We start from the raw sequence: 25,062 nt of genomic DNA on the forward strand, positions 1-25,062 counted from the left end.
TTGATCCTTCTACCTGGGTTTGCGCGCGGTCACGTGGATATAGCGCCCTAAACTTAAAAAGGGCTCCTGACGACAGTAGCGCCGTTCCATCTCAATAATCTCTTCAACGCTTTTGATGACGCCGGGCGGTGGCGGTTTCATGTAATCACAAAACACGCGAATGCCTGCACGCTGTTCAATCTCAAAGCCCGCATCACTCAACCAGCGATTAACGTCCTGAGGATCGCGCGGGAAATCCGGTGACAGCGTACGCTTTTTGCGTTTAGTCATATTGGCACGCAGATAGCCGAAATTGCCGAGTTGCAGGGTGCGGAACGTCAGGGCATGCGCATTGTAAAACATCAACGACAGCACACCACCGGGCTTCAGCGTGTGCCACAAGGCACGCAGCACCGCTTCCGGTTCTGCCACCCACTCCAGCACAGCGTGAAACAATACCAGATCAACCGGCCGATCCAAATGTTCGCCCACCTGCTGCGCGCTAATTTGTTTGAATTGCATGTTGTGGCTCACACCCTCGGTGTGCGCATGCGCTTCAGCCAGCTTTAACATCTCAGCGGAGAGATCGCACAACAGCACCTGATGGCCGCGTGCCGCTAATCCACTGGAGATTTGTCCTACGCCACCGCCGGCATCCAGCACTGACAGTGCGCCTTCAGGCAATGTCGGTAACAGCGCATCCAGTTCATCCCACAGGATCGCCTGCCGTACCTGCCCTTTGCGGGTGCCATAAATGTTCTGCGAAAATTTGTCCGCCAGATCGTCAAAGTTACGATCCTGCATGATGATGGCTCCACTGTGCTGCATTCAACTTGTGCTATTTTGTCACAGGCTCAACAAGAATGAACCTTTCACGCCACAGTAACTGTCTGGCTGCTGTTTTTTCGGACAAAAGGAGCAAATTTCGATGTTTTTTGCCTTAAAGAAATGGATTGGCGCGATGTTATTACCTTTACCACTGCTGTTGTTGCTCATGGCGGTAGGACTTTTACTTCTCTGGTTTAGCCGTTGGCAAAAAGGCGGCAAAATTCTGATCTCTTTTAGCTGGTTGCTGCTCTTATTGCTCAGCTTGCAACCCGTTGCCGATCGTCTGTTGCGTCCCATCGAACAGCATTATCCCACCTGGAACGGTAGCGAACCGGTGGATTATATCGTTGTGCTGGGCGGTGGCTACACCTTCAATCCGAATTGGGCACCGAGTTCTAATTTGCTCAACAACAGCCTGCCGCGCGTAACAGAAGGTGTGCGCCAATGGCGTCGGAATCCACAAGCAAAAATGATTTTCACTGGCGCTGCTGCAGGATACAACCCTCGCAGCAATGCCAGCGTGGCGGCGGAAGTCGCCGAGAGTCTGGGAGTGCCAGGTTCGGCGATTATCACGCTGGACCAACCGCATGATACGGGTGAAGAAGCGCTGGCCGTCAAACAAACTATCGGCAATCACCCTTTCCTGCTGGTCTCATCGGCGAACCACTTGCCACGTGCGATGCATTTCTTCCTGAGCGCAGGTATGAACCCCATCGCCGCACCGGCCAATCAGCTCGCGATTACCTCGCCAATCAGTGCCTGGGACCGCATGTTGCCTTCTCCGATGTGGCTGGGTCACAGTGAACGTGCGATTTACGAAACCCTGGGCCAGGCCTGGCAAAGGCTGCGCGGCGATGATTTCCTGTCATCCGAGCCAGGGAAGTAACTGCTCACGGGCGTGATCAAAGCGCGGACGATCAAACTGTCCGCTGCTCACCAACGTATCAACACAATCCCATAGCTGATACAACCAGCGCCGCCAGATAAAGCCTTCAGAGACGGGCGCGCGCTGCAGGTAGTGCTGCAGCAGTGAGGCTTCGGCCCCACTATCCGCCAGACGAATTAACTCATATTCACGCGGAGCCCAAAGAATATTGCCCGGTTGCATCATCGCCACCAACTGGTCACTGCGCGCATCTTTCAACATGCTGGATAAGCGCAGGTTGCCGTGCATCAGCACGCAGGGATCGTCAAAGTCGTTAAAAAGTCTGGTTAATTGCTGACGGCTGCGATAGAGGATTTGCCGATCCTCCAGAGTGAAAAATGGCGGTGACAGATAGCCCAGCGTGGCCCATAGCACTTCGACGCGCTGGCGATACCAGGCTGGCCAGTTGTTTTCCTGCACGCTATCAACCCTTCCCACCAATCCATGGCTGTCAATGCGGTGCCAGCCGAGTACACCCTCGACAATCTGCTCACACAATTGCTCCCAGCGCACGGCAGTGCGGGCTGGCGCCTCGGCGGAGACGCCATTGAAACGCGCCATCAGCAGCATTTCATGTACCGGCGGCTGCTGACTCAGCACCAGGCCAAAAACCGCAGGTACTGTCACCAGGCCATCATGACCTAACATAGTGAGTTTTTTGGCTTCAAGCGCTGCGCGGCCTTGATGACGAAAATACTTCGCCACCAGCGGCATCGGTTTACCGTCGTTGTCATAGAGTGCATACAGCCGCGATTGCGCCTGTTCGCTAATGGTTTCGAGGCGGCTGATACCTTCACCCAGTATCAACGCCAGTTCTGAACGGAGCTGTTCCATGCGTTATCCTCCGCAGTCAATTGACTTCACTATCCTGGAGGTCATGGTGGCGCGAAACTTAGCGCCAGATCAAACTTTATGGCCAGCGCGAGCGGCTGGCCGGTCGGGCTTTACCCCTGCATGGCCGCACGAACACGAACCAGATCCTCTGGTGTGTCCACGCCAACACTTGGCACGGTTTGCGCTACGGCAACGTGAATCTTCTCGCCGTACCACAGCACGCGCAACTGCTCCAGCAATTCAATCTGCTCTAACGGGCAAGGTTCCCACGCAATGTAACGTCGGATAAAGCCAGCGCGATAGGCGTAAATGCCAATGTGACGCAGCAAAGTGTCGCCAATCTGTTCGCGCGATTTCGCATAGCGCTCGCGATCCCACGGAATGGTGGCGCGTGAGAAGTAAAGTGCATAGCCTTTCGCGTCCATGACCACTTTAACCGCGTTGGGGTTAAAGGCCTCTTCTGCATCGGTAATCGGCACGGCTAATGTCGCCATCCCCGCATCGGCCTGCGCCAGATTATCGGCGACCTGGCGCACGATCTCTGCCGGGATCATCGGCTCGTCGCCCTGCACGTTGACGATAATGGTGTCATCGGCAAACTGATATTTCTCAATCACTTCCGCCAGACGCTCGGTGCCCGACTGGTGATCTGCGCGCGTCATGCACACTTCTCCACCGGCGGCCTTGACCGCAGCAGCCACTTCGGGATGATCGGTCGCCACAATCACACGATCGGCACCCGACTCGCGTGCGCGCTCCATCACGTGTACGACCATCGGTTTACCGTGAATATCCACCAGCGGTTTGCCGGGCAGGCGCGTTGACGCGTAACGCGCTGGAATAATGGCGACAAAACTCATGGATGGATCTCTTCAACAGACAGGGTACGTGCTTCCACTTCCAGCAATACCGGAATGCCATCGCGCACCGGGTAAGCCAGGCCGTCTGGTTTGCAAATCAACTCCTGCTGCTCTTTGTTGAAATACAGTTTTCCGTTGCAAACCGGACAGGCAATAATCTCAAGTAAACGGTGATCCATAATTTTCTCCTTTCAGCACCGATTTGTCTGGCGCCTAGCATACCATAGCGCACCCGAAGCACAGTGCGCCGGGCGCGGCATTATTACGATGAACTTAATCGTTGATAACCCAACGGTGCGTCCAGACAGCAAGCAGTTCGGCAGGGGCATTTTCAACGATGACCTCATCGGCACCTTGCCATTGTGCAAAGCGACTGATGGCTTTTTGCACATCACTCAGAAAGGCCTGGGTGACCCGCACGCCCGGCTCAAGCCAGAATGCGCGAATAATCAGCTGCTGCGCCTGGCGGTCCATCTTTGCATCAATACGCGCTTTAAGTGCACCTCGGTGTAACACCGGCAGAACAAAGTAACCATAGACGCGCTTCTCAGCGGGGGTATAGCACTCAATGCGGTAATCGAAATTAAACAACTCCAGCGCACGTCGGCGATCCCATACCACCGGATCGAACGGTGACAACAAGGCCGTGTGGGTGGCGCTGGGCATTTTGTCCAGCAGAGGTAACAAGCTCGTATGCAGCCACATCTCACCGAGCTGTTCTACCTCAACGCACACGATTTCGCCTTGTGCTTCGGCATCCTTAATCCAGGATTGCAGGGGGGCACGCTTCAGTCGATAGTAATCGGCCAACCAACTGGCGCGAAAAATACCGAGACTGCGGGCACTGTGCCCCAGCATCGCCTGTACAGCATCAGATTCACTCACTGCATGCTGATCGTCATCCCAATCAGGCATCACTCGCGTTCGCAGATCGTACACACGCTGGAAATTACGGCGCTCGACCACCATTAACTCACCCGCGCTGAACAAGTTTTCCAGATGCCGCTTGTGGGGTTTCCAGGCCCACCAGCCGGGTTTGGTGTGCTTATCACTGGCAAAATCAGCCGCGCGTACCGGGCCATTTTCGGCGATGTGATTGAGTAAGGCAGCGATTTCCTGCTGATGTTCGTTTACCCACTGCTCGTTATATTTCCATCCCAGCCGCTGCGGCTCCAGCATGCGATGGCGCAGCAACGGGTAATCTTCGAAGGGGATGAAACAGGCTTCGTGCGCCCAATACTCAAACAGCGCACCGGAGGCCAATGTATCTTCCAGCCACTGTGTGGGATAAGCGCCAAGGCGGCTGAACAGCACCAGATAAGGGCTGCGGGCGACGACATTGATGGTGTCGATTTGCAGCAGTGACATCTGCCGCACGCAGGCATGGATATCGGCCAGGCGGGCGCGGCGGCTCGGTGGGCGTAACAACCCCTGAGCAGCCAGGTGTAAATGACGAGCAGTTTGTAATGAAAGGGACGATGTTGTGGTCATGACTCGATTCCCTTTGAGCAGGTTTAGCGCGAACGGGAGTCGCGCGCAGTCGTGCAGAGTTGGGTCACATCGGCGAGTAAAGCCTCAAGGGATGCCCCCGACAGATCGGCATCAACCGGTAGATACCACCAGTTGTCACGTGCAAAACTACGGCATTTCACTGCGTCTTTTTCGGTCATCAGCAGGCATTGATGAGTTTGCGTCAAACGCTGCAACTCCTCTTCGCTATAAGCATGGTGATCGGCAAACGCGATCTCTGCCACCGGCTGGATGCCGTGCTGCTGCAACGTATTAAAGAACCGCGGCGGATGACCAATACCGGCCATCGCCACCATTTCTGGCAATTGATCGAGGTTCGCTGTCTCACCGTTCACCAGATTGATCGCCTTACCGGGACGCAACGTCATGGCGATCTCACCGGCTTGCGCCTCTCCACCATTGACGATGATGGCATTGACGCTCTGCAGCCGGGATGCGCGCTCACGCATCGGACCTGCGGGCAGCCACCAGCCATTACCGAAGCGACGGACTCCATCCACCACCACGATTTCACGATCGCGCTGCAACGCGTAATGTTGCAGCCCGTCGTCGGTAATAATCACATCCAGTTCCTGTGCGGCCAGCAGTCCTTCTACCGCCATACGGCGTTGAGGCGCGACTGCAACCGGCACCTGAGTACGCTGCGCGATTAACACCGGCTCGTCGCCGGCTTGTGATGTCGGGGTATCGGCCGTCACCAGCAGGGGATAACGCTCAGCCTTTCCACCATAACCGCGTGAGACAACGCCAACGCGCAGGCCACGCTGTTGCAGCGCCTGAACCAGCCAAATCACCACTGGCGTTTTACCGTTGCCGCCAGCCGTCAGATTACCCACCACAATCACCGGGCAAGGCGCACGCCAGCTTTTACGCCAGCCACGCTGATAGCTGAGGCGTATCAAACTGCTGATTGCCCCATACAGCAAACTCAGTGGCCACAATAGTAGCCACAGTGGCGAGCGCCCGCTCCAGATGCGTTCAATCATTGACCAAACTGCAGTTTGTGAAGCTGAGCATAGGCACCCTTCTCGGCCAGCAGCACGCTGTGCGTACCGCGCTCAACGATACGACCATCTTCGACGACCACGATTTCATCCGCTTTTTCGATGGTCGACAGGCGGTGCGCGATAACCAGCGAAGTGCGGTTTTTCTGCAGCTCATCCAGTGCGGCCTGAATCGCGCGCTCGGATTCGGTATCCAGTGCTGAGGTCGCTTCATCAAGGATCAGAATCGGGCAATCACGCAGCAATGCGCGCGCGATGGCGATACGTTGGCGCTGGCCACCAGACAGCAACACGCCGTTCTCACCAATCACGGTATCCAGGCCGTTGTCCATCTTCTTAATGAAGTCCATGGCGTGCGCCATAGTCGCTGCCTGTTCAATCTGTTCGCGGGTGTATTCACCATTACGTGCATAAGCAATGTTATTGGCGATGGTGTCATTGAACAGATGGACATTCTGGGAAACCAGCGCCACCTGATTACGCAGGGAGCGCAAGGTATATTCGCGCAGATCGTGACCGTCGAGCAGAATTTCGCCGGCATCAATATCGTAGAAGCGGGTCAGCAGGCTCGCCATGGTCGATTTACCCGAACCAGAACGCCCTACCAGCGCCACCGTCTTGCCCTCTGGCAGCGACAGATTGATATCACGCAGCGCAGGCACTTCACGTCCCGGATACGTGAAAGTCACATTGCGGAATTCCACATCGCCTTTGGCACGCGTGATTTCACGTTTGCCGTTATCGATTTCCTGCTCGCTATCCAGAATAGAGAACAGTGTCTGGCATGCCGCCATACCGCGCTGGAACTGGGCGTTGACGTTAGTCAGTGACTTCAATGGGCGCATCAAGGCAATCATTGATGAGAACACCACGGTGATGGTACCGGCGGTGAGGGTTTCCATCACGCTAGGGAAACTGGCGGCGTAGAGCACAAACGCCAGGGCCAGAGAAGCAATCAGCTGAATGACCGGGTCGGAAATGGAAGAGGCCGAAACCAGTTTCATGCCTTGCTGGCGCATTTTGTTGCTCACCAGCGAGAAACGCTGCGCTTCAACATCCTGACCACCGAAGATCAGCACCTCTTTATGCCCTTTCAGCATCTGTTCCGCGCTGGTGGTCACTTGTCCCATGGTGTTCTGCATGTTTTTACTGATGCTGCGGAAGCGTTTGGACACTGTGCGAATCGCAAAGGAAACAATCGGCGCAAGGACAATCAGAATCAACGACAGCTGCCAGCTGTAGTAGAACATCATGATAAACAGGCCAATGATCGAGGCACCTTCGCGTACGACCGTCACCAGTGCACTGGAAGAGGACGAAGCAACTTGCTCGGAATCATAAGTGATGCGTGACAGCAATGTGCCGGTTGATTGCTGGTCAAAGAACGCCACGGGCATGCCCATCATGTGGCCAAACAAGCGGCGACGCATATTCATGACCACGTTGCCCGATACCCAAGAGATGCAATAACTGGAAATGTAGCTGGTCACGCCACGCACCAGCATCAGGCCAATCACCACCAGAGGCATCCAAAGCATGACGGAGCGATCGGCCTTACCGAAGCCATCATCCAGTAAAGGTTTCAACAGCGACAACATTAAGGTATCGCCGGCCGCATTAAGAATCAGCGCCACCGCAGACACAAACAGTCCTGCTTTGTGCGGCGCAATCATCGGCCAGAGTCGGCGGAACGTTTGCCACGTTGAGAGATCTTTGTCTTGATGCATTATTTATTCACGCTGTTTGAAATAGCCGCTCATTCTACCTGGATTCACGTTTGACGCCAAACCACTGATGATACCAGCGAGGTTTTATTTGCTCCCTCAATCCCTTAATCTGCCATTCACCCTGCCGAATACCAATGTGGACTTGCCCGGATTGTGCCGTGTCATACCAGATATAGCCCTGTTGGCGATAGCGTTCCACCACTGCGGCGGCTGGCATGCGCCAGGCGTTATAGCGCGCTACCGATGCCACCGCGCCCTTTCCTGCAACACTACGTAACAGTAAAGGCCCCGAAGATGTTCGGCTACCATGATGTGGGACCTGCATTAACGTGCTGGTGAGCTGAGCTTTCTCTAATGCCACCAATTTTCTTTCTGCTTCTAACTCAATATCCCCGGTGAGCAGCAGACTGACAGCTCCATCGTCTACACGTACGACACAGGAGTCATTATTTTGCCCTTGCGTATTCCCTGCGGGTGGCCAGAGTGCCGTGAAGGTCAGTTTGCCCCATTGCCACTGCTCTCCTCGCTGACAGGGTAAATGCCCCGCTTCACCCAGTGCACTGCGGATCATCATATTGGGATTGGCCTGATGCAGTGAATTCAGCCCACCCCGATGGTCCAGATGCTTATGACTTACCACCACTGTGTTTAGCTGTCGTCCCTTATACAGTAACCATGGCAGTATCACGCGCGCGCCCGCATCATCTTCATTCCAGCGTGGACCCGCATCGTACAACACCACTTCGTTACCCTGTGTAATAGCGATGGCCAGTCCATGGCCCACATCCAGCACATCAATCTGCCAGTCATCTTGCTCAGACTCATGACGCCATAACAGAAATGCCATTGCGCAGCCGCAGCAAAGCATCAGCGTGTTATTCAGCAAACCACTGCGCCACAGAAATAAACCACCCCATAGCAGGGCCACTGCGGGTAAGGCATCATTTAACGGCCACCATCCTGCTGGCAAGTATGCCAGGCCCTGCATAACCTGATTGACAGAAAAATCCGCCAGCCGCCACAGTACTGAAGCGATGGGTTGTATGGGCAGCAAAAGCGCCAGCAGTATCAATGGAACGGTGATAAGCGATACCACCGGCACCGCGATGAGATTAGCGACCAGTGCACTGAGGCTGATTCCCTGAAATAGAAAAATCTGCAGAGGAGCCATCAGTATCATCATGCCAAGCTGTAAGTGCAGCAATCTCAGTGGAAGCCAGCGCCTGGCCTGACGGTATCGATCCGGCAAGGAAAACCACTGGAACCAGATGATTAACATGGCGACGGCAAGAGCAGAGAGCCAAAAGCTTTCAGATAAGACGGTGAGGGGATCAAGCCAAAGTAGTACCCCCATGCAAAGTGTCCAAATCTGCCAGCCTGTTAACTGCCAGCCAGCGATTCTTATCGTCGTCCACAGTAGTAGCGCGACCAGCGCGCGCTGTGCTGGTGCATGGCTACCCGACAGCCAGCAGTAGATTGTCGCGGTAATGATGCTCCCCATCAGTGGCAGCAGATAACCGATGGTGTGCGCAGGCTGCAGCAACTGTAAGCCACGTAGTATCATCCAGCCAACACTGGCCGCTAGCGCAATATGCATACCGGAAATCGCCATTAAGTGTGCGGTTCCGGTCTCACGTAATAGTTGTCGCTGAGTTTTGGTCATGTTCTCACGTTCACCAAAAGCCAGCGCCTGCAAAATGGCAGGTTGTTGCAGGTGTTCAAAAAGATGTTGATGATGGCGCATAACCTGCGTTCGCAAATCACAACCCACCGATTCCGCCTGCTGCTTAATGATTCTCCCCTGCAAAGGCGTATGGTTTGCCAGCGCAAAACGTTGGGCATCAAACCCGCCTTCATTCAAACGACCATGCACTGAACGCAAGCGTAAGGTCATTTTCCAGCGCTGCCCCGCACAATACCCCGATTCACCTGGCTCCGCATTGATACTGACAAACAACGGCGGGAACTGATATCTCTCAGCCACACGAATAATCTGAGCTTTAAATTGCTGTTGATTTTCCTTCACATCAACTATACGCAGCGTCACTTCGGCTGGCGCCATTGAAAGCTGGTCAATCACATTCAGCATCTGTCTCGCTTCCAGTAGCGCCCACGCCAGAAGCAGGATACCCATGCCAATAAGACGCAGCCCAACCCAAGGCAGGGATGCCACAATCAGTGCTAATAGCACCATCACTGCAATCATTTCCATGGTCGGTATTTGAGGTAGCAAACCTAATGGTAGCGCTGCCAGGATCATGATTCTGGCTACTGCAATCCCTGTTATACGCATCACTTTTCTCCCGCAATGGGCACCAGTTTGCGTGCAATTGGCAGGAATAGCTTTCAGGAATGGGGAGAGCTGGATTACGGATGCCAAAGAATCGGAGTGGTTTTCATTTTTGATGTGGGTTTAGGAATCATGTTCACAACAATGAATTTAGAGCAAAAAAAAACGACACCCGGAGGTGTCGCTTTGTCGTTCGGTAACGGCTTAGCCGTAGATATTTGCACGGTCACGCAATTCTTTGCCCGGCTTGAAGTGGGGAACGTATTTACCTTCCAGATCCACTTTGTCACCCGTTTTCGGGTTACGACCAGTGCGCGGTGCGCGGTAGTGCAAAGAAAAGCTGCCGAATCCCCGGATTTCAATGCGCTCGCCCTGTGCCAACGTAGTGGCCATGTGCTCGAGCATCTCTTTAACTGCATCCTCAACGACTTTCGCCGGAATATGAGTATGCTGTCCAGCAAGTCTTTCAATAAGTTCTGACTTGGTCATGTAACCTCCGGTTAATCCTTAATGGGAAAGGTATGACAGCTTTTACCGAAACCGGACGATTGACATCGTCCGGTGCCTCGGGTCGATTACTCGCCTTTAGCCGCTTTGAACGCTTCAGCCATAGCGCTAGAGAAGTTGCTTTCTTCCTGTTTGGTGTTAACAGTGTTGATAGCTTCTTTCTCATCAGCCTGGTCTTTAGCACGAACAGACAGGCTTACAACGCGGTTCTTACGGTCAACGCCGGTGAATTTAGCTTCAACGTCGTCACCAACACTCAGAACCAGAGTTGCATCTTCGATACGGTCCAGTGAAGCTTCTGAAGCGCGCAGGTAACCTTCAACGCCATCAGCCAATTCTACTGTAGCACCTTTAGCGTCTACTGCTGTGACTTTACCGTTAACGATAGCGCCTTTCTTGTTCAGGGTGATGTAGTTGTTGAATGGATCTTCAGCCAACTGCTTCACGCCCAGAGAGATGCGCTCGCGCTCTGCATCAACCTGCAGTACAACAGCAGCGATTTCGTCGCCTTTTTTGTACTCACGAACGGCTTCTTCGCCAGTCGCGTTCCAGGAGATGTCTGACAGGTGAACCAGACCGTCGATGCCACCGTCCAGGCCGATGAAGATACCGAAGTCAGTGATTGACTTGATTTTACCTTCAACGCGATCGCCTTTGTTGTGGGTCTCAGCGAACTGCTGCCATGGGTTGTTTTTGCACTGCTTCAGACCCAGGGAGATACGACGACGTTCTTCGTCGATGTCCAGAACCATAACTTCAACAACATCGCCCACGTTAACAACTTTAGATGGGTGAATGTTTTTGTTGGTCCAGTCCATTTCAGAAACGTGTACCAGGCCTTCAACGCCTTCTTCGATTTCAACGAAGCAGCCGTAATCGGTCAGGTTGGTTACACGGCCAGTCAGCTTGGTGCCTTCTGGGTAACGCTTAGCGATAGCAACCCATGGATCTTCGCCCAGCTGTTTCAGGCCGAGGGATACACGAGTACGCTCGCGGTCGAATTTCAGCACTTTAACAGTGATTTCGTCGCCCACGTTGACGATTTCGCTCGGATGCTTAACGCGTTTCCAAGCCATGTCAGTGATGTGCAGCAGGCCGTCAACGCCACCCAGATCCACGAATGCGCCGTAGTCAGTGAGGTTCTTAACGATACCTTTAACTTCCATGCCTTCCTGCAGGTTTTCCAGCAGCTGATCGCGTTCAGCGCTGTTTTCAGATTCGATAACTGCGCGGCGAGAAACCACCACGTTGTTACGTTTCTGATCAAGCTTGATCACTTTGAACTCAAGCTCTTTGCCTTCCAGGTGCAGAGTATCGCGAACCGGACGAACGTCAACCAGTGAACCTGGCAGGAACGCACGAATACCGTTCAGCTCAACTGTGAAGCCACCTTTAACTTTGCCGTTGATAACACCGGTAACAGTTTCAGCTTCTTCGTAAGCTTTTTCCAGCGTGATCCAAGCTTCGTGACGCTTAGCTTTCTCACGGGACAGCAGGGTTTCACCGAAGCCGTCTTCAACTGCGTCAAGCGCAACGTCAACTTCGTCGCCAACCTGGATTTCCAGTTCGCCGGCTGCGTTCTTGAACTGCTCTGCAGGAATTGCAGACTCAGATTTCAGACCCGCATCAACCAGGACTACGTCTTTGTCGATAGAGACAACAACGCCACGAACGATGGAACCCGGACGGGTTTCGATTTCTTTCAGTGATTCTTCAAATAGTTGAGCAAAAGATTCAGTCATATTGATAATCTTAGGATTCTTCAATTTAACGTCCACCTGACGTCATTGTCGGATGGGGTTGTTTCACATGCCCAGCACCGGGTCCCTGGTACAGGGTTACAGCAAATCAGTTACCGAATAGATTAAATGCCCAGCTTGTGGCGGGCATAATCAAGTGCCTTTTCAATCACTTGCTCAATGGACATACTGGTCGAATCCAGCACCAGAGCATCAGCGGCAGGCACTAAAGGCGCGATTGAACGATTACGATCGCGGTCATCGCGTTCCTTTATCTCGGATAAAAGGCGATCAAAGTTAACATTAAAGCCCTTCTCCTGCAACTGTAGCATACGCCGATGAGCACGCTCTTCTGAACTTGCATCAAGGAAGATTTTTACCGGTGCATCGGGGAACACGACTGTGCCCATATCACGGCCATCTGCAATTAAGCCCGGCTCTTCACGGAATGCTCGCTGACGACGCAGCAATGCTTCACGCACGCGTGGGAAGGCAGCAACCCGCGAAGCCGTATTACTCACTTCCTGCGTGCGGATTTCACCGGTCACATCCTCACCTTCTAAAATGACCTGCATCTCACCTTCTACGGACAAGAAACGTACGTCAAGGTGAGCGGCCATAGGCACTAATGCTTCTTCGGATTCAATATCCACCTGATGATGAAGTGCAGCCAATGCAAGTACGCGATAAATGGCACCAGAATCCAGCAAGTGCCACTGCAATGACTCCGCCATCGCTTTACACAAAGTCCCTTTACCTGCGCCACTTGGGCCATCAATGGTAATTACCGGGGCGATTGCCGTCATTGTTCTCTCCTGTTGCTGCGTGCTTATTATCAGCCTTCTTGGCTGTTTGAATGCGCGGCATTATACGCTGCCCGCGTCAGGTTAGTTACCCTTTAGCGTAGACAGCGCCAGAATTTTCGACAGATTCAGAAGAATTTCCGCCCAATAAGGCCACAATAGAGCGAGGAAACCCGGTACAAGCGTACCGGGTAGCGGGATCAAGAAGTCTGGCTGATTTTAGCCAACTGCTGGAAGTAATCCGGGAAGGTTTTAGCTGTGCAGCCTGGATCAAGAATGGTGACAGGCGTGTCCGATAACGCCACGAGAGCAAAGCACATCGCCATACGGTGATCGTTATAAGTGCCAATATCCGCATGCTGAAGCTGAGCCGGTGGAGTGACGCGAATGAAATCGTGACCTTCTTCAACTTCCGCCCCCACTTTGCGCAATTCGGTCGCCATCGCCGCTAAACGGTCGGTCTCTTTTACGCGCCAGTTGTAAATGTTACGCATCAAGGTCGTGCCTTCCGCGAACAACGCCGTGGTGGCAATGGTCATCGCCGCATCAGGAATATGGTTCATGTCCATATCAATCGCGGAGAGAGAACCTCGTGTGCAGGCAATATAGTCATCACCCCATTCAATCACCGCGCCCATTTTTTCCAGCACATCGGCAAAACGGATGTCGCCCTGAACGCTATTACGGCCAATCCCGGTTACGCGAACCGTTCCACCTTTAATGGCAGCGGCGGCGAGGAAATAAGAGGCAGATGAGGCATCGCCCTCCACCAGATAATCGCCCGGAGATTGATACTGTTGCTGGCCTTTCACCACAAAGCGCTGGTAGTTCTGGTTATCGACTTCGACACCAAAACAACGCATCAGGTGCAGTGTAATATCAATGTACGGCTTAGAAACCAGATCACCTTTGATGGTAATCACAGTGTCTTTCGGTGCCAGCGGCGCGGTCATCAGCAACGCTGTCAGGAACTGACTGGAAACACTACCGTCCACACTGACTTCACCACCGACAAACCCGCCGTTCAGACGCAGCGGCGGATAATCCGTCTGCTCCAGGTAATCAATATTGGCTCCGCCCTGACGCAGCGCATCCACCAAATGACCAATTGGGCGCTCTTTCATGCGTGGTTCGCCCGTCAGTACAATCGACTGTTGACCCAGGCACAGTGCGGCAGCCAGCGGACGCATGGCAGTACCAGCGTTGCCCAGAAAGAGTTCCAGAGCCTGATCACTGTGCAGCGGACCTGCATTTCCCACCACTTCGCACACGGTACGATCAGCAGAGAGCGTGTAGTTAACGCCCAGCGCCTTCAGCGCATTCAGCATGTGTTTGACATCATCGCTATCCAGCAAATTGGTCAGGCGAGTTGTGCCATTTGCCAACGCAGCCAGTAACAATGCGCGGTTAGAAACGCTTTTTGAACCCGGTAAGTTTACCGTGCCGTCAACGCGAGCAATCGGTTGTAGAGTCAGGGAGTCCTGCATGTGAAACCAAATCTCCAGAAAAGACAAAACCCCGTGATAGAACGGGGCCAGTGGCCAGCCAGGCTGGCCTGTGTTGATTAATTAGCCGTGACGACGTTCAAAGTCGATCATGAACTCAGTCAGGGCTTTCACCCCTTCCAGCGGCATCGCATTGTAGATCGATGCACGCATACCGCCAACCACGCGATGCCCTTTCAGTGCATGCAGGCCAGCCTGCAGTGACTCGTCAAGGAACACCTTATCCAGCGCGGCATCAGCCAGCTGGAACGGCACGTTCATACGTGAACGGTTCGCAGCAGCAACATCGTTACGGTAGAAGCTGCTGTTATCAATGACGCCATACAGCAAGTCAGCTTTTGCCTGATTAACCTTATCCATCTCAGCAACACCACCCTTCTCTTTCAGCCATTTAAATACCAGGCCAGAGAGGTACCAGGCAAAAGTCGGCGGTGTATTGAACATGGATTCGTTTTCAGCCAGTACCTTGTAATCAAGGATAGACGGCACATAACGCTGCGCCTTGCCCAGCAGATCCTCACGCACCACCACCAGCGTTAATCCCGCTGGGCCGATGTTTTTCTGAGCGCCTGCGTAGATCACACCGTAACGGCTGACATCAATAGGACGAGACATGATGGTTGAAGAAAGATCAGCCACCACGACTTTGTCACCAAAGTCAGGCTCTTCATCGATAGCAATACCATCAATGGTTTCATTCGGGCAAAAATGAACATAGGCGGCATCATCGTTCAACTGCCATTCACGCATTGGTAACAAAGCACGTTTACCGTCAAGCGTGGTTTTGACGTCGATGGTGTTCGGAGAGCAATATTTTTCCGCTTCTTTGATCGCGCTGTGTGCCCAGTAACCACCATCAATGTAGTCAGCGGATTTCGCATCACCTAACAGGTTACCGGGGATAGCTGCGAACTGCGCGCGAGCGCCGCCATGGCAGAATAAAACTTTGTAGTTCGATGGGATCTTCAGCAGATCGCGAAAATCCTGTTCTGCGGCTTCAGCGACAGCAATGAACTCTTTACTGCGATGGCTGATCTCCATTACAGAGGTGCCTAATCCGTGCCAGTTTGTCAGTTCTTGTTCTGCACGACGGAGCACTTCTACCGGCAGCATCGCTGGGCCGGAGCTAAAATTATAAACCTGCGTCATTTCCCCTCACCACTGTCATATCGAACGGTTATGAATACCGTATCGGTTTTATCATTGCCTCCGAATGGCTGCAATCATTAATCTGATAGCGATCACAATTCCGGGGCGGGCTCCACCGCAGCTTATGTCATAAATGCAATAAGCCACGGAATTTTGTGAGGGAGTTTCCCGAACTAAAATCAGAATGCTGCCAGGTGATGAAATAGCCGTGACAATACCGCGATAAATTTAGACCACTGAATAGCGAAGCAGGCGCAAAACCCGTATCATTGCGCGCTTTACGCCCACCCCATCGACTTGAGAGAGCGCCAACATGACGCAAACGTTTATTCCAGGAAAAGACGCCGCACTGGAAGACTCCATCGCACGTTTCCAGCACAAACTGCAGGACCTGGGCTTCAACATTGAAGAAGCCTCCTGGCTGAACCCGGTTCCACACGTCTGGTCTGTGCATATCCGCGATCGCGACTGCCCGCTGTGCTTTACCAATGGTAAAGGTGCCAGTAAGAAAGCGGCACTGGCTTCGGCGTTAGGCGAATATTTTGAGCGTCTCTCAACCAACTACTTCTTCGCCGATTTCTGGCTCGGTCAGTCCATCGCCAACGGCGATTTCGTTCACTACCCGAATGAGAAGTGGTTCCCATTGACCGACGATGACAGTTTGCCAGCAGGCATTCTGGATGCGCGTCTGCAGAAATTTTACGATCCTGAAGATAGCCTGAGCGCCTCAGATCTGATTGACCTGCAGTCAGGTAATGTTGACCGTGGTATCTGCGGCCTGCCATTTACCCGTCAATCCGACCAGCAGACGGTCTACATCCCGATGAACATCATCGGCAACCTGTATGTTTCTAACGGCATGTCTGCCGGTAACACCGCGAACGAAGCGCGTGTACAGGGCCTGTCTGAAGTCTTTGAGCGCCACATTAAAAACCGCATTATCGCTGAGTCAATTAGCCTGCCAGAAATCCCTGCTGAAGTGATGCAGCGCTACCCCGGCGTGATTGAGGCGATTGAACGCCTGGAAGCCGAAGGTTTCCCGATCTTCTCTTACGATGCTTCACTGGGCGGCAAATACCCGGTTATCTGCGTAGTGTTGTTCAACCCGGCCAACGGCACTTGCTTTGCTTCATTCGGCGCGCACCCAGACTTTGGTGTGGCACTGGAACGTACCGTTACTGAACTGCTCCAGGGCCGTGGACTGAAAGACCTGGATGTCTTCACCCCACCAACCTTCGATGATGAAGAAGTGGCTGAACACGCCAACCTGGAAACCCACTTTATCGATTCCAGTGGTTTAATCTCCTGGGACATGTTCAAAGACGATGCGGATTATCCTTTCGTCGACTGGAGCTTCTCAGGCAGCACGCACGAAGAGTTTGATACGCTGATGGCCATCTTCCGAGCGGAAGATCAAGAGGTTTACATCGCGGATTATGAGCATCTGGGCGTTTACGCCTGCCGTATCATCGTACCGGGCATGTCAGATATTTATCCGGCAGAAGACCTGTTATTGGCCAACAACAGCATGGGCGCGCCGCTGCGTGAAACGTTGCTGGCGCTGCCAGCCAGTGAGTGGGAACCGGAAGCGTATCTGAACCTCATCGAGCAGTTGGATGAAGAAGGTCATGACGACTTCACTCGCGTCCGTGAGCTGCTGGGTCTGGCGTCAGGTAAAGACAATGGCTGGTACACCCTACGTATTGGCGAGTTGAAAGCCATGCTGGCATTGGCGGGCGGAGATTTGGATCAGGCTCTGATCTGGACGGAGTGGACCATGGAGTTCAACCAGTCAATCTTCAGCGCCGAACGCGCCAACTATTACCGTTGCCTGCAAACCCTGCTGTTGCTCGCCATGGAAGAAGAACGCGATCCGCTGCAATATCATCGTGCCTTTGTGCGGATGTATGGCGAAGCCGCTGTTGATGCCGCTTCTGCAGCGATCAGCGGTGAAGCGCCATTCTACGGCCTGCAGGCGGTGGACCTCGATCTCAAAGCCTTCCCGGCGCATCAGGCCCTGCTGGCCGCCTATGAAAAACTGCAGGCAGCAAAGCGCAACTACTGGTCGAAGTAATATTCACGAACGCTTAGCGCGATATTTTTGCTAACGTTGAGAATGGCACTGATTAATCCCGGTGCCATTTTTTTTGCTTCACATTGTCATACTCAACATTGAATATTGATAATTAACAATTCAGTTTCATTGGTTAAACTGAATTAACATTGAGTCACTCTCAAAGACCAATCATTAAACTTATTTTGCATAAATTAAAAAATTTTTAGTTCATATAATTCAACAATTTAAGTGAATATTCTTTAACTTAACGCCTCGCTTACCCCGTACCTCCCTGCCATTTATGATCCACATCAATTCCTGACCTATACTCCTTTGTTAGTATCTTTACAGACAATTTCAGGAGAGCGTTAGTGTGAAAGCTGACAACCCTTTTAATGCATTATTACCCGCGGCCATGGCGAAAGTTGCTGAAGATGCCGGCGTCTATAAAGCCACTAAACATCCTTTAACCACCTTCTTCTTAGCCATCACTGCTGGCGTATTTATTTCTATCGCGTTTGTTTTCTACATTACTGCCACCACGGGCAGTGGCGCCATGCCCTACGGTATTGCGAAACTGATTGGCGGTATCTGCTTCTCTCTGGGTTTGATGCTGGTTGTGGTATGTGGCGCGGACCTGTTCACTTCGACGGTTTTGATTGTGGTGGCGAAAGCCAGCGGGCGCATCACCTGGATGCAACTTGGTCGTCATTGGCTGAATGTCTATATCGGTAACCTGTTTGGTGCGCTGTTCTTTGTCGCGCTGATTTGGTTAGCAGGTGAACATATGGTTGCCAATGGCGCGTGGGGGTTGAATGTCCTGCAAACCGCCGACCACAAAATGCATCACACGTTTATTGAAGCCGTCAGCCTCGGCACACTCGCTAACCTGATGGTTTGCCTGGCGGTGTGGATGAGTTACTCCGGCCGCAGTCTGTTCGACAAAATGTTCGCCATGATTTTGCCCGTCGGGATGTTCGTCGCCAGCGGCTTTGAGCACAGTATCGCCAACATGTTTTTGGTTCCAATGGCAATCGTCATTCGTGACTTCGCCAGCCCGGAATTCTGGCAAATGGCCGGTTCCAGCGCCGCACAGTTCCCCTCTCTCAGCGTTGGCGACTTTATTGTTAATAACCTCATTCCAGTGACAATCGGCAACATTATTGGTGGCGGATTGTTAGTCGGTTTGACCTACTGGGTCATCTACCTGCGCGGTGATGATCCGGTGCATTAAGAAATTAAAACGGGCGTGCCCGAGCGCACGTCATCGTCAGAGTCTCCCTAAATAAGGCAGGTATATCATGTCCGAACTTAACGAAAAAATGGCGTCAGCCTGGGAAGGATTTAGCGCCGGCGAATGGCAGAACGGTGTCAACGTCCGTGACTTTATCCAGAAAAACTACACCCCGTATGAAGGTGACGAATCTTTCCTCGCGGGTGCCACACCAGCCACCACTAAACTGTGGGACAGCGTGCTGGAAGGTATCAAGATTGAGAACCGCACCCATGCACCGGTTGATTTCGATACCGACCTGGCTTCTACCATCACTTCACATGATGCGGGTTATATCAATAAGTCGCTGGAGACCATTGTAGGTCTGCAGACTGAAGCACCGCTGAAACGCGCCATTATCCCATTTGGCGGCATCAAAATGGTCGAAGGTTCTTGCAAAGTTTATGGCCGTGAACTCGACCCTGCCCTGAAAAAAGTCTTCACCGACTATCGTAAAACCCATAACCAGGGCGTGTTCGATGTCTATACTCCGGACATTCTGCGCTGCCGTAAATCCGGTGTATTGACCGGTCTGCCAGATGCTTATGGTCGTGGTCGTATCATCGGTGACTATCGCCGCGTGGCGCTGTACGGCATCGATTATCTGATGAAAGATAAAGTGGCGCAGTTCAATTCACTGCAAAGCGATATGGAAAATGGTGTCAATCTTGAAGCCACTATCCGCCTGCGTGAAGAAATCTCCGAGCAACACCGTGCGCTTGGTCAGATTAAAGAAATGGCTGCCAAATACGGTTCTGATATTTCTCTGCCCGCGACCACAGCGCAAGAGGCTGTACAGTGGACCTACTTCGGCTATCTGGCCGCTGTGAAATCACAGAACGGCGCCGCGATGTCATTCGGTCGCGTATCTACCTTCCTCGATGTTTATATCGACCGTGATATTAAAGCGGGCAAACTGACTGAAGAAGGCGCGCAGGAGTTAATTGACCACCTGGTGATGAAACTGCGTATGGTGCGTTTCCTGCGTACCCCAGAATATGACGAGTTGTTCTCAGGTGACCCAATCTGGGCAACCGAGTCTCTGGCCGGTATGGGTGTCGATGGCCGTACTTTAGTCACTAAAAGTACCTTCCGTTTCCTGAATACCTTGTACACCATGGGCCCGTCACCAGAACCGAACATGACAATCCTGTGGTCAGAAAAACTGCCGGTTAACTTCAAAAAATATGCAGCCAAAGTCTCTATCGATACGTCTTCATTGCAGTATGAGAATGACGATCTGATGCGTCCTGACTTTGATAACGATGACTACGCGATCGCCTGCTGTGTGAGCCCAATGATTGTCGGCAAACAGATGCAGTTCTTCGGCGCCCGCGCCAACCTGGCTAAAACACTGCTGTATGCAATCAACGGTGGCGTGGACGAAAAACTGAAAATGCAGGTTGGCCCGAAAGAGGCGCCAATTACTGATGAAATTCTGGATTTCGACATTGTGATGGCACGTCTGGATCACTTCATGGATTGGCTGGCTAAACAGTATGTCACCTCATTGAATATCATCCATTACATGCATGATAAGTACAGCTATGAAGCTTCACTGATGGCGTTGCATGACCGTGACGTCTATCGCACCATGGCATGTGGTATCGCAGGCTTGTCAGTGGCGGCGGATTCCCTCTCTGCCATTAAATATGCCAAAGTAAAAACCGTGCGTGATGCGGATGGTCTGGCCGTAGATTTCGAGATTGAAGGCGAGTATCCGCAGTTTGGTAACAACGACTCACGTGTCGATGATATGGCGTGTGACCTGGTTGAACGTTTCATGAAGAAAATTCAGAAACTGCAAACCTATCGTAATGCGGTGCCAACGCAGTCGGTGCTCACCATCACCTCTAACGTGGTATACGGTAAGAAAACCGGTAACACCCCTGACGGTCGTCGTGCAGGTGCGCCATTCGGTCCAGGTGCTAACCCAATGCACGGTCGCGATCAGAAAGGTGCGGTGGCTTCTCTGACTTCGGTAGCCAAACTGCCGTTTGCCTATGCGAAAGATGGTATTTCTTATACCTTCTCCATCGTGCCAAATGCGTTGGGTAAAGATGACAACGTGCGCAAAACCAACCTTGCGGGCCTGATGGATGGCTACTTCCACCATGAAGCCAATATCGAGGGCGGTCAGCATCTTAACGTCAATGTGATGAACCGTGAGATGCTGCTGGATGCGATGGAACATCCGGAGAAATATCCTCAGCTAACCATTCGTGTTTCCGGTTATGCTGTGCGCTTTAACTCGCTGACCAAAGAGCAGCAGCAGGATGTGATTACCCGTACGTTCACTCAGTCCCTGTAATCCTCCCTGAAATGTAAAGGCTCCTGCGGGAGCCTTTTCTCCACAAGTCTGTTTTGCCAGTTTGCTTTCGCTGGCAGCCTCGCAAAATCGACTTTAATCCAAGAGCACAACACAGATTGTGCCGCCTGATGTTGAGGCTAACCCGGAGAATACATCGCAATGTCAACCATCGGTCGTATCCACTCATTCGAATCCTGCGGCACCGTTGACGGTCCCGGCATCCGTTTTATCACCTTCTTCCAGGGCTGTCTGATGCGCTGCCTCTACTGCCATAATCGCGACACCTGGGACACCCACGGTGGCAAAGAAGTCACGGTTGACGACCTGATGAAAGATGCACTGTCGTATCGTCACTTTATGAATGCCTCTGGCGGAGGAGTAACGGCATCAGGTGGGGAAGCGATCTTGCAGGCCGAGTTTGTGCGCGATTGGTTCCGTGCCTGCAAAGCGGAAGGCATTCATACCTGTCTGGATACCAACGGTTTTGTACGTCGTTATGATCCGGTAATCGATGAATTGCTGGATGCCACCGATCTGGTGATGCTCGATCTGAAACAAATTAATGATGATGTGCACCAGATTCTGGTTGGCGTCTCCAATCATCGTACTCTCGATTTCGCACGCTATCTGCAGAAGAAAGGCAAACGAACCTGGATTCGCTTTGTGGTCGTGCCCGGCTATTCCGATGACGATGACTCTGCCCATCGCCTGGGTGCATTCACCAAGGATATGGAGAACGTCGAGAAGATTGAGCTACTGCCCTACCATGAATTGGGCAAGCACAAATGGATTGCCATGGGCGAAGAGTACAAGCTGGATGGGGTAAAACCACCCAGTAAAGAGACGATGGAACGGGTCAAAAATATTCTGGCAGGATATGGTCACGAAGTGATGTACTGACAAAAAAGGGAGCTTACCGCTCCCTTTTTTCATTGGTTCATTCAGATATTAAGCATGTGCAATTGGCGTGGCATGCTGGTCAGCTTTACGCAGCAGCATCACCAGATAGACCAGTGCCACAGCGGCAATCATTACAAACAGCAAACGGTCAGAGTAATTCTGCATCAGCATCGATGTCATACCCGGCCCGACCAGGCTGCCGATGGTGTAGCTAAACAACAGCGCCTGATTCATGGCAACCAGCTCATGATGCGCAACGGTTTCGCATGCCCATGACATCGCCACTGGATAGAGCGTGAAGCCAGCCAGCCCCAAAACAAACAGTGCAGGCGCCATGGCAGTATCGCCCAACATGGCGATGGCACCCAGAATCACCACAAACACCTGAACGCGCAACACCATCAGGCGCCCAAAACGGTCGGCAAGACGTCCCACCGGCCACTGACCGACAATGCCCGAACTCACCAGCAGCGCCATCCAGTAACCGACGTTGGCATCACTCATTCCCCGATGCGACAGATACAACGGCATCAGACCATACAGTGAGCCCAGTACGATACCGGAAATAATGCAGCCGTTGATGCCCAGACGCGAGCTGCGACGGCGCAACATGGTCCAGATGCGACCGGTAGAAGCCTCTTCAGTCGCTGAGCTGGCATTAACACGCAGGAAGACCACTGGCAGCACGGCGCAGACGATCAGCGCGGTGACCCATGGAATGACATGCAGAAGTTCAGTCGAAACGCGGCTCACCAGCAACTGGCCCGCCACCGTGCCGAGATAATAGACAATCATATAGGCAGCCAACAACTGACCGCGATTACGCACTGTGCCACTGCACAGCAACGCACTCTCCACCACCACCCAGATCAGCGCACAACCGACACCCGCAACAAAACGCAGCGCAGTCCAGCTGTAGAACCCCTCTAACAGCACCATTCCCATGGTCGCCACGGCAAACAGCGCGCTGGCCAGATAAAAACAGCGATTAAAACCATAGCGGTTGATCAACCAGCCTGCGAGCAGCGTCCCCAGCAGATTACCGGTGTAATAGGCTGAACTGGCCATACCCACCTGCCATGTCGGCAGTTGATCATGGGTAAGCCAAAGCGGTACCAGCGTATTCAGCACAGCAATAGACACCGTCATGAGCATTAAGCCGCAAAGCAGCAACACGACGGGGCGCGACCAGGTAGACATAGGGATTAAAAACCAAAGAAATGAAGATAATTGCGCGCAGTTTGCCATTCGCTATTTTAAAGTCAACGGGCAAAAAATCACCGCCGCACAATTTGCTGCTGAACAATTTATTATTTTTATCTTCAGCAGCTTAGAGGAGATATATCATCATAAAAACTCAATGCTATCTGCATGAATTTATAGATTTTAGTGTTTTGAGGGGGGCTGCTGACGATAACGTTTATTTCTGATTAATTCTTACTAAAAAATAATCGGCTGAAGCTAAAAACAAAAAACCCGGCATTGCCGGGTTTTACTATCAGAAAGCTGGGGTTAACCAATGATTTCCAGTCCGCCCATATAAGGACGCAGCACTTCTGGTACTTCGATACGGCCGTCAGCCTGCTGGTAGTTTTCCAGCACCGCAACCAGCGTACGACCTACTGCCAGCCCCGAACCGTTCAGTGTATGTACCAGACGCGGTTTCTTATCGGTTTTACTGCGACAGCGAGCCTGCATGCGACGCGCCTGGAAATCCCACATGTTGGAACAAGATGAGATCTCACGATAGGTATCCTGCGCCGGCAACCATACTTCCAGATCATAGGTTTTGGCTGAACCAAAGCCCATATCACCGGTGCACAGCAGTACTTTACGGTAAGGCAGATTCAGCAACTGCAGCACTTTCTCGGCGTGGCCAACCAACTCTTCCAGTGCGTCCATTGACGTTTCTGGCGCAACAATGTGCACCATCTCAACTTTATCGAACTGGTGCATACGGATCAGACCACGCGTGTCGCGTCCATAAGAACCCGCTTCAGAACGGAAGCATGGCGTGTGCGCAGTGAGTTTAATCGGCAGATTTTCTTCTTCCACGATCTCATCACGCACCAGGTTGGTCAGCGGCACTTCCGCCGTCGGGATCAGTGCGTAATTGCTGCTGCCCGCTTCTTCACCCAAAGGCTTGGTGTGGAACAGGTCTTCACCAAACTTAGGTAATTGACCCGTACCAAACAGCGTCTCATGGTTAACCAGATACGGCACGTAGGTTTCCAGATACCCGTGCTGCTGAGTATGCAGATCAATCATGAACTGGCTAAGCGCACGGTGCAGGCGAGCGATTTGCCCCTGCATCACGATAAAGCGTGAACCGGTCAGTTTCACTGCGGCAGCGAAATCCAGGCCTTTAACCGCTTCACCCAACTCAACGTGGTCTTTTACCGGGAAATCGAACTGACGGGGCTGACCCCAGCGGCTGACTTCCTGATTCTCAGTATCATCTTTACCCAGCGGCACTTCATCGACCGGCAGGTTAGGCAACGAGAGAGCAAAATCGCGGATGGTATTTTGCAGTGTATCCAGCTCAACCTTCGCCGCATCCAGGCGTTCGCCCAGCACGTTCACTTCCTGACGCAGTGGCTCGATGTCTTCCCCACGCGCTTTGGCCTGACCGATGGATTTGGATCGGGAATTACGCTCTGCCTGCAGATTTTCAGTTTCTACCTGCAGTACTTTACGACGCTCTTCGAGCGAGCGCAGCGTTTCCACATCCAGTTTGAATCCTCGGCGTGCCAGTTTTTCAGCGACTGCGTCTGGCTCATTACGCAGCAGATTGGGATCGAGCATGCTTATCCTGTGTAATTAAGGTTGGTTGAACGAATGA

The 25,062-nt window shown here is 52.6% G+C and carries 21 protein-coding genes; 6 read left to right on the forward strand and 15 right to left on the reverse strand.

Features of this window, described 5'->3' with window-relative positions; genetic code table 11:
* Positions 1–9: 9 nt before the first annotated feature.
* Positions 10–783, reverse strand: a complete 774-nt coding sequence (cmoM, locus tag ACCW76_RS11980; RefSeq protein WP_436338633.1) for a tRNA uridine 5-oxyacetic acid(34) methyltransferase CmoM — start codon at positions 781–783, stop codon at positions 10–12.
* A gap of 124 nt (positions 784–907) precedes the next feature.
* Here cmoM and elyC point away from each other — a divergent pair, with 124 nt between their 5' ends.
* Positions 908–1,693, forward strand: coding sequence for an envelope biogenesis factor ElyC (gene elyC, locus ACCW76_RS11985; RefSeq protein ID WP_436338634.1), 786 nt, complete (start codon positions 908–910; stop codon positions 1,691–1,693).
* On the opposite strand, the gene ACCW76_RS11990 is transcribed toward elyC, so the two are convergent.
* From ACCW76_RS11990 to serC, 12 genes are all read right to left on the reverse strand, one after another.
* Positions 1,673–2,566 carry a YcbJ family phosphotransferase gene (locus tag ACCW76_RS11990; RefSeq protein WP_038647805.1) on the reverse strand — a complete coding sequence of 298 codons (894 nt, stop codon included), beginning with the start codon at positions 2,564–2,566 and terminating at the stop codon, positions 1,673–1,675. The two genes, elyC and ACCW76_RS11990, sit on opposite strands and share 21 nt — an antisense overlap.
* 110 nt (positions 2,567–2,676) lie before the next feature.
* A complete protein-coding gene (kdsB, locus tag ACCW76_RS11995; protein ID WP_038647807.1) occupies positions 2,677–3,426 on the reverse strand; it encodes a 3-deoxy-manno-octulosonate cytidylyltransferase in 750 nt (249 codons plus the stop codon).
* Positions 3,423–3,605, reverse strand: coding sequence for a Trm112 family protein (locus tag ACCW76_RS12000; protein ID WP_436338635.1), 183 nt, complete (start codon positions 3,603–3,605; stop codon positions 3,423–3,425). Before ACCW76_RS12000 ends, kdsB begins: the two co-directional genes overlap by 4 nt.
* A 94-nt stretch (positions 3,606–3,699) precedes the next feature.
* Positions 3,700–4,917: a winged helix-turn-helix domain-containing protein gene (locus tag ACCW76_RS12005; protein WP_436338636.1), complete on the reverse strand. Its 1,218-nt coding sequence runs from the start codon at positions 4,915–4,917 to the stop codon at positions 3,700–3,702.
* Between the two features lie 23 nt (positions 4,918–4,940).
* Complete coding sequence (gene lpxK / locus ACCW76_RS12010; RefSeq protein ID WP_436338637.1) at positions 4,941–5,942, reverse strand: tetraacyldisaccharide 4'-kinase; 1,002 nt, start codon at positions 5,940–5,942, stop codon at positions 4,941–4,943.
* Entirely contained in the window at positions 5,939–7,687 is a 1,749-nt protein-coding gene (gene msbA, locus ACCW76_RS12015) for a lipid A ABC transporter ATP-binding protein/permease MsbA (protein ID WP_045816269.1), read from the reverse strand. The genes lpxK and msbA overlap by 4 nt, the downstream gene beginning before the upstream one ends.
* Positions 7,688–7,721: 34 nt before the next feature.
* A complete protein-coding gene (locus ACCW76_RS12020) occupies positions 7,722–9,980 on the reverse strand; it encodes a DNA internalization-related competence protein ComEC/Rec2 (RefSeq protein ID WP_436338638.1) in 2,259 nt (752 codons plus the stop codon).
* Positions 9,981–10,181: 201 nt separating this feature from the next.
* Positions 10,182–10,466, reverse strand: coding sequence for an integration host factor subunit beta (gene ihfB, locus ACCW76_RS12025; RefSeq protein WP_003849360.1), 285 nt, complete (start codon positions 10,464–10,466; stop codon positions 10,182–10,184).
* An 86-nt stretch (positions 10,467–10,552) separates the two neighbouring features.
* Complete coding sequence (gene rpsA, locus ACCW76_RS12030) at positions 10,553–12,226, reverse strand: 30S ribosomal protein S1 (RefSeq protein WP_034820570.1); 1,674 nt, start codon at positions 12,224–12,226, stop codon at positions 10,553–10,555.
* 122 nt (positions 12,227–12,348) lie between these two features.
* Positions 12,349–13,029: a (d)CMP kinase gene (cmk, locus tag ACCW76_RS12035; RefSeq protein WP_436338639.1), complete on the reverse strand. Its 681-nt coding sequence runs from the start codon at positions 13,027–13,029 to the stop codon at positions 12,349–12,351.
* Between the two features lie 197 nt (positions 13,030–13,226).
* A complete protein-coding gene (aroA, locus tag ACCW76_RS12040) occupies positions 13,227–14,513 on the reverse strand; it encodes a 3-phosphoshikimate 1-carboxyvinyltransferase (protein WP_045816272.1) in 1,287 nt (428 codons plus the stop codon).
* An 81-nt stretch (positions 14,514–14,594) separates the two neighbouring features.
* Positions 14,595–15,680, reverse strand: coding sequence for a 3-phosphoserine/phosphohydroxythreonine transaminase (gene serC / locus ACCW76_RS12045; RefSeq protein ID WP_045816273.1), 1,086 nt, complete (start codon positions 15,678–15,680; stop codon positions 14,595–14,597).
* Positions 15,681–15,993: 313 nt separating this feature from the next.
* Here serC and ycaO point away from each other — a divergent pair, with 313 nt between their 5' ends.
* The 4 genes from ycaO (at position 15,994) to pflA (ending at position 22,220) form a co-directional block, all read left to right on the forward strand.
* Positions 15,994–17,754, forward strand: a complete 1,761-nt coding sequence (gene ycaO, locus ACCW76_RS12050) for a 30S ribosomal protein S12 methylthiotransferase accessory factor YcaO (RefSeq protein ID WP_200680488.1) — start codon at positions 15,994–15,996, stop codon at positions 17,752–17,754.
* 355 nt (positions 17,755–18,109) lie between these two features.
* Entirely contained in the window at positions 18,110–18,970 is an 861-nt protein-coding gene (gene focA / locus ACCW76_RS12055) for a formate transporter FocA (RefSeq protein WP_038647829.1), read from the forward strand.
* A 67-nt stretch (positions 18,971–19,037) separates the two neighbouring features.
* Positions 19,038–21,320, forward strand: a complete 2,283-nt coding sequence (gene pflB, locus ACCW76_RS12060) for a formate C-acetyltransferase (RefSeq protein WP_038647831.1) — start codon at positions 19,038–19,040, stop codon at positions 21,318–21,320.
* A 159-nt stretch (positions 21,321–21,479) separates the two neighbouring features.
* Positions 21,480–22,220, forward strand: coding sequence for a pyruvate formate lyase 1-activating protein (gene pflA / locus ACCW76_RS12065; RefSeq protein ID WP_038647833.1), 741 nt, complete (start codon positions 21,480–21,482; stop codon positions 22,218–22,220).
* A gap of 48 nt (positions 22,221–22,268) precedes the next feature.
* Here the strand turns inward: pflA and ACCW76_RS12070 are convergent, their stop codons facing one another.
* Positions 22,269–23,420: an MFS transporter gene (locus ACCW76_RS12070; protein WP_436338640.1), complete on the reverse strand. Its 1,152-nt coding sequence runs from the start codon at positions 23,418–23,420 to the stop codon at positions 22,269–22,271.
* Between ACCW76_RS12070 and ACCW76_RS12075 the strand changes: the two genes are divergently transcribed.
* A complete protein-coding gene (locus ACCW76_RS12075) occupies positions 23,368–23,595 on the forward strand; it encodes a hypothetical protein (RefSeq protein ID WP_436338689.1) in 228 nt (75 codons plus the stop codon). The two genes, ACCW76_RS12070 and ACCW76_RS12075, sit on opposite strands and share 53 nt — an antisense overlap.
* Before the next feature lie 137 nt (positions 23,596–23,732).
* Here the strand turns inward: ACCW76_RS12075 and serS are convergent, their stop codons facing one another.
* Positions 23,733–25,025: a serine--tRNA ligase gene (serS, locus tag ACCW76_RS12080; RefSeq protein WP_034820608.1), complete on the reverse strand. Its 1,293-nt coding sequence runs from the start codon at positions 25,023–25,025 to the stop codon at positions 23,733–23,735.
* Positions 25,026–25,062: the final 37 nt, after the last annotated feature.

Source organism: Pantoea sp. C8B4 (genome assembly GCF_051336905.1).
Classification (GTDB): Bacteria; Pseudomonadota; Gammaproteobacteria; order Enterobacterales; family Enterobacteriaceae; genus Pantoea; species Pantoea rwandensis_B.